The sequence below is a fragment of the Cryobacterium sp. genome (assembly GCF_026786305.1).
GTDB lineage: Bacteria > Actinomycetota > Actinomycetes > Actinomycetales > Microbacteriaceae > Cryobacterium.
Genome location: NZ_JAJAYI010000032.1, coordinates 19,106 through 31,848 on the forward strand (window position 1 = coordinate 19,106; position 12,743 = coordinate 31,848).

11 protein-coding genes are annotated in these 12,743 nt (G+C 64.3%); 5 read left to right on the plus strand and 6 right to left on the minus strand.

The window, feature by feature from the left end; translation table 11 throughout:
- Window positions 1-116: 116 nt before the first annotated feature.
- The gene (locus LH475_RS03330; RefSeq protein WP_297412866.1) at window positions 117-2,738 is read right to left on the minus strand and encodes a LuxR C-terminal-related transcriptional regulator; all 2,622 of its coding nucleotides are present in this window, start codon (window positions 2,736-2,738) and stop codon (window positions 117-119) included.
- Window positions 2,739-2,821: 83 nt separating this feature from the next.
- Entirely contained in the window at window positions 2,822-3,073 is a 252-nt protein-coding gene (locus LH475_RS03335; RefSeq protein ID WP_327012229.1) for a hypothetical protein, read from the minus strand.
- 544 nt (window positions 3,074-3,617) lie between these two features.
- On the opposite strand from LH475_RS03335, the gene LH475_RS03340 reads away from it, so the two are divergent.
- The 5 genes from LH475_RS03340 to LH475_RS03360 all read left to right on the plus strand — a co-directional run bounded on the left by LH475_RS03340 (window position 3,618) and on the right by LH475_RS03360 (window position 8,928).
- A complete protein-coding gene (locus tag LH475_RS03340; RefSeq protein ID WP_297412867.1) occupies window positions 3,618-4,622 on the plus strand; it encodes an extracellular solute-binding protein in 1,005 nt (334 codons plus the stop codon).
- An 88-nt stretch (window positions 4,623-4,710) separates the two neighbouring features.
- The gene (locus LH475_RS03345; protein ID WP_196845287.1) at window positions 4,711-5,715 is read left to right on the plus strand and encodes an ABC transporter ATP-binding protein; all 1,005 of its coding nucleotides are present in this window, start codon (window positions 4,711-4,713) and stop codon (window positions 5,713-5,715) included.
- 13 nt (window positions 5,716-5,728) lie between these two features.
- On the plus strand, window positions 5,729-7,501 hold the full coding sequence (locus LH475_RS03350) for an iron ABC transporter permease (RefSeq protein WP_297412868.1): 1,773 nt from the start codon (window positions 5,729-5,731) through the stop codon (window positions 7,499-7,501).
- 165 nt (window positions 7,502-7,666) lie between these two features.
- Complete coding sequence (locus LH475_RS03355) at window positions 7,667-8,638, plus strand: alpha-L-glutamate ligase (RefSeq protein WP_297412869.1); 972 nt, start codon at window positions 7,667-7,669, stop codon at window positions 8,636-8,638.
- Window positions 8,639-8,793: 155 nt separating this feature from the next.
- A complete protein-coding gene (locus LH475_RS03360; protein WP_297412870.1) occupies window positions 8,794-8,928 on the plus strand; it encodes a hypothetical protein in 135 nt (44 codons plus the stop codon).
- On the opposite strand, the gene LH475_RS03365 is transcribed toward LH475_RS03360, so the two are convergent.
- From LH475_RS03365 to LH475_RS03380, 4 genes are all read right to left on the minus strand, one after another.
- Window positions 8,925-9,695, minus strand: coding sequence for an SCO1664 family protein (locus LH475_RS03365; RefSeq protein ID WP_196845284.1), 771 nt, complete (start codon window positions 9,693-9,695; stop codon window positions 8,925-8,927). The two genes, LH475_RS03360 and LH475_RS03365, sit on opposite strands and share 4 nt — an antisense overlap.
- Entirely contained in the window at window positions 9,695-10,240 is a 546-nt protein-coding gene (locus LH475_RS03370) for a DUF3090 domain-containing protein (RefSeq protein ID WP_196845283.1), read from the minus strand. Before LH475_RS03370 ends, LH475_RS03365 begins: the two co-directional genes overlap by 1 nt.
- 9 nt (window positions 10,241-10,249) lie before the next feature.
- Complete coding sequence (locus tag LH475_RS03375) at window positions 10,250-10,957, minus strand: histidine phosphatase family protein (protein ID WP_196845282.1); 708 nt, start codon at window positions 10,955-10,957, stop codon at window positions 10,250-10,252.
- Window positions 10,958-11,164: 207 nt separating this feature from the next.
- Window positions 11,165-12,493 carry an NAD(P)/FAD-dependent oxidoreductase gene (locus LH475_RS03380; RefSeq protein ID WP_196845281.1) on the minus strand — a complete coding sequence of 443 codons (1,329 nt, stop codon included), beginning with the start codon at window positions 12,491-12,493 and terminating at the stop codon, window positions 11,165-11,167.
- Window positions 12,494-12,743: the final 250 nt, after the last annotated feature.

Genomic DNA, 12,743 nt, shown 5'->3' on the forward strand with positions numbered 1-12,743 from the left:
GGCTCCTTGGTTTCGGTGGTGTTTGAAACCTAGAAGCCGGCATGGTGAGCGGGCACCACCACGTGTGGTGATTATTGTGGTGAACCTAGGCGCTGCAGGGCTTTACGCCGCGTGCGTTACCCGCGCCTGAGCAGGTTGAGCTCAGTGGCCCGGCGCACCGCCGCACGACGGCTGGTGACGCCGAGCTTGGCGTAGATTTTCTTCGTGTGCGTACGAACAGTGTTCAGCGACACGACCAGTTCGCGGGCGATCGCCGGGCCGGTCAGCTCGGTCGCGAGCAGCCGCAGCACGTCCACTTCACGCGGGCTCAACGGCTCGATCAGCCTCTGCCGCTCGGGCGCGCTGCGCCCCCTCTCAGCGGATGCGAGCAGTCGCCTTACAAAGCGCGGCGCCATCCCCTGCTTCGTCGCGGCCCGCAGCAGCGCGACCATCGGCGCACCCTCATCGACGAAGAGCCGCACGTAGCCCTCCGGCTCGGCGAGCTCCAGCGCCCGCCCCAGCGACTCGAGCGCGGCAGTGTGGTGCCCGCGGAGATGCTCGGCGAGCGCCTGCACCACCAGAATCTCGATCACACTCCCCGTCCGCTCCCCCGCGTGGGCTGCTTTTAGCAGCCGCGCCAACAGCGGGATCGCCTTGGTGAGCACGCACTCGTCGCGCCCCGCCGCATACTCAGCCAGCAGCACCCGGGCCAGGGTCAGGTGCTCATACTCGCGCAGGTACGACAGCTCGTCATCAGCGCGCAGTCCTCGCTCCCGCGCCCAGGCCAGCGCCTCGCCCAAGCGACCCGATGCCGCCCACACCCCCGCCCGCACGGCCGCCACCGGCCGCACATTCGGAAAGAAATCACCCACATACACCCGCTCGGCTTCGTCGAGAAGGTCAACTGCGGCATCCGCTTCGCCATCAGCGAGGAGTGTGCGCGCCATGGCGACCCGCCACCGATACGGATTCTGCGGCAACCCGCCCGGCTCGCCGAGCTCGTTACTGACGCGCAGGTGCTCGCGGGCGGCATCGACGTCATCGCGCTCGCGACAGACCTCGGCCAGTCCGACGTGCATGTCGGCTGCCCCGCGCAAAGCAGAGCCGCCGGGCGCTGTCGCAGACGCCAAACCCCGCTGATAGGCAACCTTCGCATCGCCCAACCGGCCCTGTGTCACGCGGATGTCACCCAGCGCGACGGAGCACCCGGCCACGTCCGAGAGGTGCCCGGCCTGCCGCAAATGCTGCACCGCAGCAGCCCACCACTCGTGCGCCACCGCGAGATCGCCGCTGGCCCAGTGGGCCAGCCCCAGCATGCCGGAGGCCGCTCCGCGCTCGGCGAGGTCGTCGGCTCCGACCAGCTCGAGCGCTTGCCGGGAGTACGTGATGGTGGCGGGCGCATCGTCGAGCGCCCACGCCTGTGCGGCCCGATAGATCGCGATTTTGCTGAGGATGCTGCGCTCGGCGGGGTCGGTTCCACCCTGCCCCAGCAGACGCTCGGCAACCTGCAACCGGGCCTCGACGCCCTCGGTTTTGCCGGTCATCAGCAGGGTCCCCGCGTACAGAACGCTCAGCGGGGGTCGGGCGGCGAGCAGGTCGTCGGGCAGGGCCTCGAGCCAGTGCAGCAGGGTGACCTCCTGCCGGAGTGCGCCCAGCGCGGGCACGGCACGTTCGATCAGGTCGGCGGCGCGCTCAAAATGTCCGCCGGCCAGGGCATGGCGGATCGCCTCGTGCGGTTCGCCGTTCTGCTCGTACCATTCGCTCGCCCGCGTATGCAGCTCAGGAATCAACTCGGGCTGCTCATCGAGCAGTCGCGCACGGAGCACGTCACCAAACAGGTGGTGGTAGCGATACCACTGGCGGCGGTCGTCGAGCGCGACCAGAAACAGGTTTGCGCGCTCAAGCGCCTGCAGCCTGGCCCGGCCGCCGCCGTGGCCGGTCACGGCATCGCACAACGGGCCGGTCAGCCGACCCAATATAGAGGTGTGCAGCAGAAAGTTTTGCACCCCATCGGGCTGGCGCTGCAGAACCTCTTCGAGCAGGTAGTCGACGATATAACGGTCGTCGCCGGCAAAACCGGCGATGAACCCGGCGAGGTCGTCGCGGCCCTGCATCGACAGTGCCGCCAGCTGGAGGGCGGCGATCCAGCCTTCGGTGCGGCCGTCAAGCGCGGCCACGTCGGCGTGGGTCAGCGTGAGCCCCATCACCTCGCCGAGGTACTCCTGCGCTTCGATGGCGCTGAAGCGCAGGTCGTCGGCGCGAATCTCGAGAAGCTGACGGCGCACTCGCATCCGTGCCAGGGGAAGGGCCGGGTCGGAGCGGCTCGCGATGACCAGATGTACCTGTGGAGGCAGGTGCTCGACCAGAAAAGCCAGGTCGCGCTGCACGTCAGGCGACTCGATGACGTGAAAGTCGTCGAGCACCAGCACGACCTCGATCGGCAGTGACTGCAGGGCGTTGAGCAGCGGAACGACCGCTGGCTCGAGCGCCAGCCCGGTTGCTTTGTTCAACGCGGCAACCAGATACGACCAGAACACAACCGGGTCATTGTCGCTCGCGTCGAGCGTGACCCAGGCCACGGGCCTGGGGTCAGCAGCCAGCCACTCGGTCAGCAGGGTCGTCTTGCCGAACCCCGCCGGAGCCGACACGAGCAGCAGTGTGGCCTCGCCGGCGAGGCGCTCGTTCAGCCGGGTGCGCTCGACCAGGCCGTGTCGCCGCTGGGGCAGGTACAACTTGGTCTCGAGCAACGGGCCTGCCATGACCACCTCACTTCAACCGGCCGGGGTGGTCACAGCGTAGTAGCTTGTCGCTTCGCGCAGCGGATGCCGGGCTATGCTCCCCGTCAGCCCTTGGGGATGCCGTACTCGGCGGCGCTGGCGAATTCGATGCCGACGAATGCTTCGCCACCGACGACGTGGGCGTCGTGGCCCGGCGGAATAGCGTATGAGTCGCCGGCGATGATTGTGGCGGTGGCGCCATCATCGAGCACGGTTTCCAGCGTTCCGGACACGCAGTAGCCCACGTGTTGCAGCTGGCAGGACTCGGTGTGCACGACGGGCTTGATGCATTCGGACCAGGACCAGCCGGGTTCCATGCGCAGGCGGCCAATCGTCTATTCGCCGAGGTGGTTGACGCCCAGATTGGTCTTCTCGGGTGTGCGGCGTTCGTCGGGGGTGTCAAACGACTTGACGTGCATATGGCTCATGGTGTCAGACATGGGATCCTCCTTGTCGTGGAGGGCCAGCGGATTATGGGTCCGGGCACGTGGCCCAGCAGGCATCGACGGACTCAACGCCCAGAATAGTCGCCCCTCGGGATTCGGTAAGGGGTCGCGACGACTTCTTGCGCGTCATTTCCCGTGATCCGCTCGGCGCACTGAGCTATCGACACAACTTTATTATTCGAGAGCATTCGTCAATTCATCAACTCAGCAGCCTTAAGGCCAGGTGAACAAGAGGCCAATAGACCCGCCGCAGTGCACGATTTTTCGAGCCCACCAAATATGTTCGATATGGAATGTTTTTATGCCCGACGATCGGTGGCCTTCCGACGCCACCTCGTCGCGAAGAGAGGTCACAGTGCGTACACGTAACTCGAGATCAGTAGCGATATCAGCGGTTGTCCTCGGCGCTCTCGCCTTGAGCGGATGCAGCGCCCCCGAGGCGACCTCGTCGAAAGAAGCCCCCGGCACACTGATCGTGTACACGAACTCCAACTCAGATGGCCGTGGTGAATGGATCACAGAGAAAGCCGCTGAAGCGGGTTTTGCCATCGAGATAGTGGGACTCGGCGGAGCCGATCTCGCCAATCGCATTGTCGCGGAGAAGAACAACCCGGTCGGTGACGTTGTTTTCGGCCTCAACAACATGTTCTTCGAGACCCTCAAGGCTGAAGAGACCATCACTGCCTACAAGCCGTCCTGGGCGAGCGAGGTCGATGCCAACGCCGGCGACCCCATGGACGGCGCATTCTGGCCGCTCGTGGAGCAGGCCATCGTGACCGTGTACGACACAAATAAGGTGGCAGCATCCGCTGTGCCCAACGATGTTGCGCAGCTGCACAGCGAGGCCAAATACTCCGGCCGTTACGAGGTCAACCCGAGCCTGGGGCAGGCGACACCGCAACTCGTCCTCTCGGGAATCGTCGCCAACTATGCAAGCCGGAGTGGCGACCTTGGTGTCTCCGACACAGGTTGGAAAGAAGTTGCCGACTACTACGCGAACGGCTCCCCCGCCGTTGAAGGCACCGACCTCTACGCACGAATTGCTCGCGGCGAAGTGGATTATGGTGTGCTCCCGAGCAGCGGCATCACGAGTCGCGATGCTGAATATGGCACAGCGACGGGCATCGTGCCCCAGTCTGATGGCTATGCCTATGTGACCGAACAGATCGCGCTCGTTGCCGGCGGAAAGCGCCCGACGCAGAGTCAAAAATTCATCGACTGGTTCGGAAGTGCCGACGTGCAGGGACAGTTCGCGCAGCAATTCGCTGCCTACCCCGTGAATGAGGGCGCTCGGGCAGCGGCCCTTCCGGCGGTCGTCGAGCTGATCGAATCTCTCCCCCGGCAAGACATCGACTATGCCGCCGTGCGTGAGCACATCGGCGAATGGGTCGAGAAGACCGAACTCGAGTACCTTCCCTAACGAGTCGGCGCAGGCGTCTGCGGGTACACCCGCATACGCCTTTTCGATACCGAGCATCGAACGCGGGGTGATTCCCCGAGGAGCCCCAATGATCAAATACGACAAAATAGAAGTGACGTTCGGCGACCACAAGGCCATCCCCGAGCTCTCGCTCCATGTGGCCGAGGGCGAGTTCTTCACCCTGCTCGGGCCATCCGGCTGCGGCAAGACGACAGCGCTGAGAACCCTCGCCGGCTTCATTGAGCCCACTGGCGGCGAAATCTATATCGACGGCACGGCCTCGACGCGGGTGCCGAGCGAGAAACGCCGCATCGGCATGGTGTTTCAGAACTACGCCTTGTTTCCAAGTATGACTGTCGGGCAGAATATCGCCTTCGGCCTGACCGTTCAAAAGATGAGCAAAGCGGATACGAAACGGCTGGTCACCGAAATTGCCGGCCAAGTGCAGCTGTCGACCGACCAACTCGACAAGAACGTGTCTGAACTCTCCGGTGGGCAGCAACAACGCGTGGCCATTGCCCGTGCGCTGGTTCTCAAGCCGCGCATCCTGCTGCTCGACGAACCGCTCTCGAACCTCGATGCCAAACTCAGGGTTCAACTGCGCGAGCAGCTGAAAGACCTGCAGCGCGACCTCGGCATCACCACGGTATATGTGACCCACGATCAAGAAGAAGCACTCACCATGAGCGATCGCATCGCCGTGTTCAATCGGGGCGTCATTGAGCAGATCGGCACGCCAGCAGACATTTACGATCGCTCCCGCACCGAGTTTGTGTGCACGTTCATCGGTGCGATCAACCGGCTCGCGGCCCACACCGTGCGTGAACTCGTTGGCGGCGGCGCAACAGATCTCGACCCGAACAAGACCAGCTACGTCAGGTTGGAGAAGGTCTCGCTCAGGCCCTCGTCGAATTCGGCGAGCCTGCGCGGGTCGGTGCAGGAACGCGCCTACCACGGTGCCTACAGCACTTACACGCTCCGTTCCGGTGAAAGCACGATCCGGGCGATGGTGATCGAGGATGGTGCCGCTCCCCTGCCCGAGGGATCATCGGTCACGGTGCACATCGACCCGTCGTCGATCCTGCAGTACTGAAACGGAGCAGCTTATGCGCACTTCGCTGCGGACCATGTTCCGCTCACCGCTCGTCATCGTCGTCTCCCTGGCAACACTGTGGTTCATCACCGCCTTTCTGGTGTTTCCCAATGTGAACCTGCTGATGTCCACCTTCTTTCCCAACGGCCAGTTCAGCGGGCGCTCGGTCGAGAAGCTGCTCAGTTCTGAGCGAGCCATGCGCAGCCTGTGGCACAGCTTTCTTCTGGCCTTCACCCTGTCGATCACCGTCAATGTCGTCGGTATCTTCATCGTTCTGGTGACCAAGTATTTTCAGGTGCCTGGGTCCCGGGTGCTGTGGCTGGGCTATGCGACAACGCTCATCTACGGTGGAATCGTGCTCGCTGCCGGGTACAACTTCATCTACGGTCGCTATGGCTTCATCACCAGCGCCGTTCGCAACTGGTTTCCCGACGTTGATCCGAACTGGTTTTCAGGATTCTTCGCCGTCGTCATCGTGATGACCTTCGCCACGACGACCAACCACATGCTCTTTCTCTCGTCGGCGTTGGCCAAGCTCGACTATCAGACCATTGAGGCGGCCCGAATCATGGGGGCCTCGACGTGGAAGATTCTCTGGCGCATTGTGCTGCCGGCGCTTCGTCCGATGATCTTCGCGGTCACGGTCCTGACCTTTCTCACCGGGTTGGGCGCACTGACCGCACCGCTCGTGCTCGGCGGCACTCAGTTTCAAACGATTGCACCGATGATTTTGAGCTTTTCGCGCAGCTCAAGCTCCCAGGATCTTGCGGCCCTGCTCGCAATCATTCTCGGGCTGGCGACCATCATCATTCTCGCCACCATGAACCGGCTCGAGAAGTCTGGCGTGTACTTTTCAGTGGCGAAAGTCGCGACGCCGCTGCAGAAGCAGCGCATCCAGAGCCGATGGGGCAGAGTCGGGGTGAACGTCGCAGCCTGGCTGCTCTTCATCGTCTATTCGACGCCCGTACTCCTCATCATTGTGTTCTCCTTCGTTGAGTCAGCGAGCATAGTCACCGGCACCATCACGTGGGATTCGTTCACATTGCAGAACTACGCGACCGTTCTGGGCACCCCCGCTGTGCTGCGCCCGTTTCTGGTGAGCGTCGTGTACAGCGCTCTGGCCTCGGTCATTGTTGTGGGAGGCCTGCTGTTCGCGGCCCGGATTCTGCAGAAGTATCGAAACCCGTTCACGTCACTGCTCGAGTACCTGTTGCATATTCCGTGGATTCTGCCAACAATTCTGATCGCCCTGGCTTTGGTCATGACGTTCGATCGCCCGGCGCCGGTCGTGGGCGGGCAGGTGCTCACGGGAACGGCTCTGCTCCTACTGATCGCCTACATCATTGTCAAAGTGCCGTTCACGCTGAGGCTTCTGAAGGCCGGTTTCGCCTCGATCCCTGACTCGTTGGAGGATGCCGCGCGCATTTTGGGAGCAAAGTCTCTCTTCACCTTTCGGCGCGTGCTGGTTCCTCTGGTTCTTCCCGCTGCTGCTGCGGTGACCGCGCTGAACTTCAATAGCCTGCTCGACGACTACGACGCGGCCGTCTTCTTGTACCACCCACTGTACGAGCCGCTGGGCATCGCCATCAAGGCGAGCACCGAGGGAGAGAACAACCTCGATTCGATGTCGATCACCTTCGTCTACACCGTGCTCTTGATGCTGATCATGAGCCTGACCATGTATCTGGTCTACGGGCGTTCAGCGGGTAACGGAAGGCAGTCGGGCCAGCGTTTCGGCAGCCCGCTGGGCGCGCCCAAACGACGGTTCTGGCACGCCGGGCGCTGACGTTATCGTGCCGAGATCGTTGGCGGCACGGCATCCGCTGCTTTTGGGCTCATTATTCTGGTGGCAGAACAGCTCTGGGTTCGTGCACGTGGTGTGCGCTACGCGCCGTTGAACCGAATGACGGTCTGCGGCCCGGCAAACAGTCCGCGCACGTACGCTGGAGACATGACCCTGACGCCGCGCGTATACATCATTCATGAGAACCCCGACTGGTTGCCGCCGTTCACCGCTGCGTTCCTGGCCGAGGGTGTTGACGCAGAAGAGATCCTGCTGACGAAAGGCTCGATTGACCTCGACACCGAGCCGGCGCCGGGCGTCTACTGGTCGCGCATGAGCGCTTCGGCGCACACCCGCGGCAACACGCACTCCAAGGACTTCACCCGGGCCTACCTCTGCTGGCTCGAGCAGTCGGGCCAGCGCATCGTCAACGGCGGCGACACGATCAACTTCGAGGTCAGCAAGGTTCAGCAGCACCGCGCCCTCCGCACGGCGGGATTCGATGTGCCCACGACCGTGGCGGTGTTCGGCCGCGACGGCCTGCGCGAACGCTCGCGCGAGTTCGCCCTGCCGTTCATTACCAAGCACAACCAAGGCGGTAAGGGTCTCGGCGTGCGCCGGTTCGACTCCTACGACGCGTTCGACGCGTATCTCGCCTCGCCAGAGTTCGAAGAGCCCGTCGACGGCATCACCCTGCTGCAGGAGTACCTCGTCGCCGAGCGCCCATTCATTACTCGGGTTGAATTCGTTGGCGGTCGCTATGTCTACGCCGTGCGGGTCGACATCTCAGCGGGCAGCTTCGAGCTGTGCCCAGCGGATGCCTGCCTCGTCGCACCCGGCGACACTCCCGGCGACGCTCCCGGCGACACTCCCGGCGACGCCCCGGCGGCCCCGTTCTCTCTGCGGGAGGGCTTCGACGGCGACCCGCTGATTGCCCGGTATGAGGCGTTCCTCGCCGAGCAGGGCATCGAGATCGCCGGCGTCGAGTTCATCGAGACCGCTGACGGCCGCCGCGTGACCTACGACGTGAACACGAACACCAACTACAACCCCGACGTCGAGGCCGCCGCCGAGTTGCCCGCCGCCCGCGCGATCGCCCGGTTCCTGGGCAGCCTGCTCCCCGCACGCGTGCCCGCCTGACCCGCTTAGACCACGGGTAGTCGAGTGTCGGAGGCTCGGGGCAGATTGGGGCCCGGAGGGAGGCCACAAGGACTACCCAACCGACGTCGGTCGACCCGCCCCAGTCGTATCGCAGCCCAGCCCTCTCGCCGGGCAAGATTGTGCCCTCGGGGCCGATGCTCTTTGTCGGTGGGCAGAACGGAACCGACAACACCGGCGTTTTGCTCGAGGGGCTCAAAGCACAGACCCCGCACGTCATGCGCAACGTGCTCGCCGGAGCCGGCGATCGTGCGCATCCACCAGTGCCCTAGAACAGCGGCCAAGGAACGGCCGGCATCTCGCCGTGTGGGGCCGGAAACCGGGCGTCGGACCGCAATCGGGCGCAACGTGCGGCGAGAGCAGCAATTTCTTCGTCGCTGAGCAGCTCTGTGAGGGTCTCGCCGAGCTCACCGGCCAGGTGCTCGCTGACGCGGTCGATCCCAGCGAGCTCATCCGCGGTGAGATCGTCGCCCAGCCAACCCCACAGTACGGTTCGAAGTTTGTGCTCGGCGTGAAAAGTGACGCCGTGATCGACTCCGTGACGGTGTCCGTTGGCCATCGCAAGAATATGGTCGCCCTTGCGATCGGCGTTGTTCACGACCACGTCGAACACGGCCATCCGGCGCAACGCCGGCGAATCCTCGTGGATCAGCGTGACCGGACGACCCTTCTCATCCGTACCCTCAAGCACGTGGCGCCATCCGGCTTCGGGAACGGCATGCGCTGAGACCAGGTCAACGGCGTCCTGTGCTGGGTCGGCGTCCTGCCACAACTGCACCATCCCCCGGCCCATCGGGCCGTCGCGCAGCCACGTGAGCGGCACGACGTTCCAGCCGAATGATTCAGACACCAAGTACGCCGCGGCCTCGCGGCTGGCGAGATTTCCATCGGGAAAATCCCACAGCGGTTGCTCGCCGGCTATCGGCTTGTAGACCACCTGTACGCCCCCGATCTTCGCCAGGAACGTCGCATTGGAGGCTATTCTGATTCGCCCCGTGAGCTCAATCGTGCCGTCGTCCAGGTCGGCCGGGGCGATCATCAGTCGGCGGGTTTCGTGCAGTCGTGCCCGCTTGCGTCGATGGGGTTTCCGCAGAGCAGGCACATGGGCCGGCCCGCCCCCACGACCTCGCGGGTTCGCTTCGCGAATGCCCGAGCGGTGCCGACGGGCATCCGTACCAATAACACTTCTGCTGGCTCCTCGGAATCCGCTTCAAACGCCTCGTCATCGCTCTGCTCAAACCGGTACGCCTCAATCACGACCTGCACGGTGGAAGGGTCCCAGGCCAGGCTCATGCCGCTGGTTCGGAACTCCTCTTCAACGGGCTGCTCGAGTGGATCGTTGTCGACGAGTTCAACGGGAGTGGTGGTCGGGATGCTGAACGGGTTACCCTCAAAGTTGCTCAGTTGGTCGAGGATCTCGTCGATCTTCTCGGCGAGGAGAGCCGATTGTTGTTTCTCGAGGGCGACACTCACGATCTGGGCTCCGGTGCGCGCCTGCAGGTAGAACGTGCGCGCCCCCGGCAGACCGACGGTGCCCACGACGACGCGATCCGGCCAGGCGAACTCATGCACGATTGTAGGCATACGACTATTTTACGCGCGCGATTTGTGCGTCGACTGATGCCCGGCCCCACCACCGACCGGGGCGTCCTCCGAGCGGATGCTCGCAGCGAGCCAGGAGAGATCGGCGGAATCGGTGTTGGTGGCGTGCACGCTCGGGCGGTTGGTGCCGTAATGCACGATCGAGATCGACGCGGGGCCCACATTGATGCGCTGGAACAGGTCGAGGTGCATGCCGAGCGCGTCGGCCAGGATTGACTTGATGATGTCACCGTGACTCACTGCCACCCAGACGGCTCCGGGTCCGTGCTGCGCTTCGAACGCCGCGTCGAACCGCCGAATTGCGGCGACCGATCTGGCTTGCATTGCCGCCATCGACTCGCCGCCGGGAAAAACGACTGCTGACGGCTGGTTCTGCACCACCGGCCACAGGTCGTGCATGGCAAGATCGTTGAGGGCTCGGCCCTGCCAGTCACCGTAGTCGCACTCCGTGATGCCCTCCTCGATCGGCGTCACCGGGGAGCCGGCTTGGTGATCGAGGATGAGTTGCGAGGTCTGCCGGCAGCGCTCGAGGGGGCTCGAGACCACGCCGACCAGCGGTACCACGGCCAGGCGCTCACCGGCACGGGTCGCCTGGTCAACCCCGATCTGGTCGAGCCGCACCCCAGCCATGCGTCCGGCGAGGATGCCATCGGCATTCGCGGTGGTGCGACCATGCCGCACAAGAATAACTGTAGCCATGCCTACAGCCTAGGCATCCATTTCGGCGTTGCTGCACACAGAGACCGCCGACGATTGCTGGCACCCTTCGGTCGCGACGGCAACGAGTGGCAGGACACCCACCGTCACGAAGCGCTCGAGAGTGCATCTCACTGCCCGGATCGGATTCGGATGAACCAGCCAATCCGCGGGAGGGTTCTCAGGGGCACAGCCGCGGTAGGAACCGAATCAGAGCGGATGCGACAGCCCGTCAAATGTCAGCTCACGACCCAGGATGTTCTGGGCCGCACGGTGGCCAGAGCGCAGCGCCGCCGTCACCGTTGCGGGATCTTCCGTCCAGGTCGCCTCGCCCGCGAGGTGCAGCACACCATCGACCGGAGTGGCCAACCGGTCGTGGTCCGCGGGGGTCGATCCGGGCTTCATGTACGCGTACGACCCGCCGGAGTAGGGATCGTCCTGCCAGCGGGTGATCAGCACGTGCTCAGGACGCTCAACCCGCTCCCCGTAGAGACCGCGCAGGGCTTCCAGCACCGACGCGGCAATCCGGTCGTCGTCCCACTCTCGCGTCTGAATGGCGCTCGGCCCCGCCGCGAAGGTGAGAAGCGTCGGTACCCCGTGCAGGTCCGTCAGGTCGTACCAGGAGTGCCACCACTCGCCGGCCGTGCCCTGCTGGCGAATCGCGTAGACATCGTCGTCCCAGAACCTGGTCGGGAAGCGCAGAAACACCTTCTCGAAGTTGTTCATCTCGAAACCGGCGATGGCGCTGGCGAGCCATTCGGGCAGAGCGGGATCAAAGACAAGGCCACCGGACTTCAGAACGCCGATCGGAACGGTGACGACGACCTGGGCCGTGGTGAACTCACCCCGGGTGGACCTGACGGTGGCTCCGTTGTCCGACCACTCGACGCGCGTGACCACGTGCTCAAGCCTGACGTCGAGCCCCTTGGCCAGGTTCGCCGCGAGCTGGTCGAAGCCGTCGGGGAAGACGACCTCCTCACCCGCCACAGTGTCGTCATCGAGGCCGTGCGCATCAACGTCCCCGGCCCACACTCCGTACTGCTCTTCGGAGCGGTGCAGCAAGAACTCCCGCACGCGCTCGGCGCGGTCAGCATCCCAGTGCAGCCTGGCACGGGTCGAATCGATGGCTTCCTGGTACGAACTCCCCAGTGCGGAGGCGTCGATTGTGACCGACAGGTGCTTGCCGAAGTCGCGAACGTCGTCGGCGAACCCGTGGATGGCCTCATCGCTCAGGCGCTCGCCGGTTGGCCCGTAATACGCGATGGGGCGCCCGTCTGGCTGGTAGCTGCCGACAGTGAACTCGACCGTGCGCAAACCGAAGTAGCCCACCACATCGGCCAGCGGGTTGTCATCGACGCCGTGAATCCACGAGGCGCCACGGTCGCTGATGAAGCCGTCAGAGCGCTCGGTCCAGGTGCGGCCGCCGATGCGATCGCGCGCCTCGAGTACAACGACACGCTGCCCGGCCTGCGCCAGCAGCCGTGCGGCGGTGAGTCCAGAGACGCCCGCACCGATGACAACGGTGTCAAAGTTCTTCATTGGCTCAATGTAGCAACCCGCCCCCGGATACGACAAAGCCTGACGTACAGCCCCGCGGAAAAGCCCCGCCAAGGCGCGCGGCGGGCGGGCGGGCGGAGCGTTGTCAACAGTGTGCGCCCCATTTCATACAGCTGCCCGCCCTGTCCGGCCCGGCCCGGCCCCCCAGTCGAACTGCTGATTAGTCCGGGCGCAGGCTCCGCGACGCCCACCCTACTCACGCGAATCGCCGGTTCGGAAGCACCCGTTGACG

Bases quoted from the DNA above. Each gene is read 5' to 3' on its own strand.
- LH475_RS03330 (WP_297412866.1), bottom strand. From the start codon at position 2,738: ATGGCAGGCCCGTTGCTCGAGACCAAGTTGTACCTGCCCCAGCGGCGA.
- LH475_RS03335 (WP_327012229.1), bottom strand. From the start codon at position 3,073: ATGGAACCCGGCTGGTCCTGGTCCGAATGCATCAAGCCCGTCGTGCAC.
- LH475_RS03345 (WP_196845287.1), top strand. From the start codon at position 4,711: ATGATCAAATACGACAAAATAGAAGTGACGTTCGGCGACCACAAGGCC.
- LH475_RS03350 (WP_297412868.1), top strand. From the start codon at position 5,729: ATGCGCACTTCGCTGCGGACCATGTTCCGCTCACCGCTCGTCATCGTC.
- LH475_RS03355 (WP_297412869.1), top strand. From the start codon at position 7,667: ATGACCCTGACGCCGCGCGTATACATCATTCATGAGAACCCCGACTGG.
- LH475_RS03360 (WP_297412870.1), top strand. From the start codon at position 8,794: ATGCTCTTTGTCGGTGGGCAGAACGGAACCGACAACACCGGCGTTTTG.
- LH475_RS03365 (WP_196845284.1), bottom strand. From the start codon at position 9,695: ATGATCGCCCCGGCCGACCTGGACGACGGCACGATTGAGCTCACGGGG.
- LH475_RS03370 (WP_196845283.1), bottom strand. From the start codon at position 10,240: ATGCCTACAATCGTGCATGAGTTCGCCTGGCCGGATCGCGTCGTCGTG.
- LH475_RS03375 (WP_196845282.1), bottom strand. From the start codon at position 10,957: ATGGCTACAGTTATTCTTGTGCGGCATGGTCGCACCACCGCGAATGCC.
- LH475_RS03380 (WP_196845281.1), bottom strand. From the start codon at position 12,493: ATGAAGAACTTTGACACCGTTGTCATCGGTGCGGGCGTCTCTGGACTC.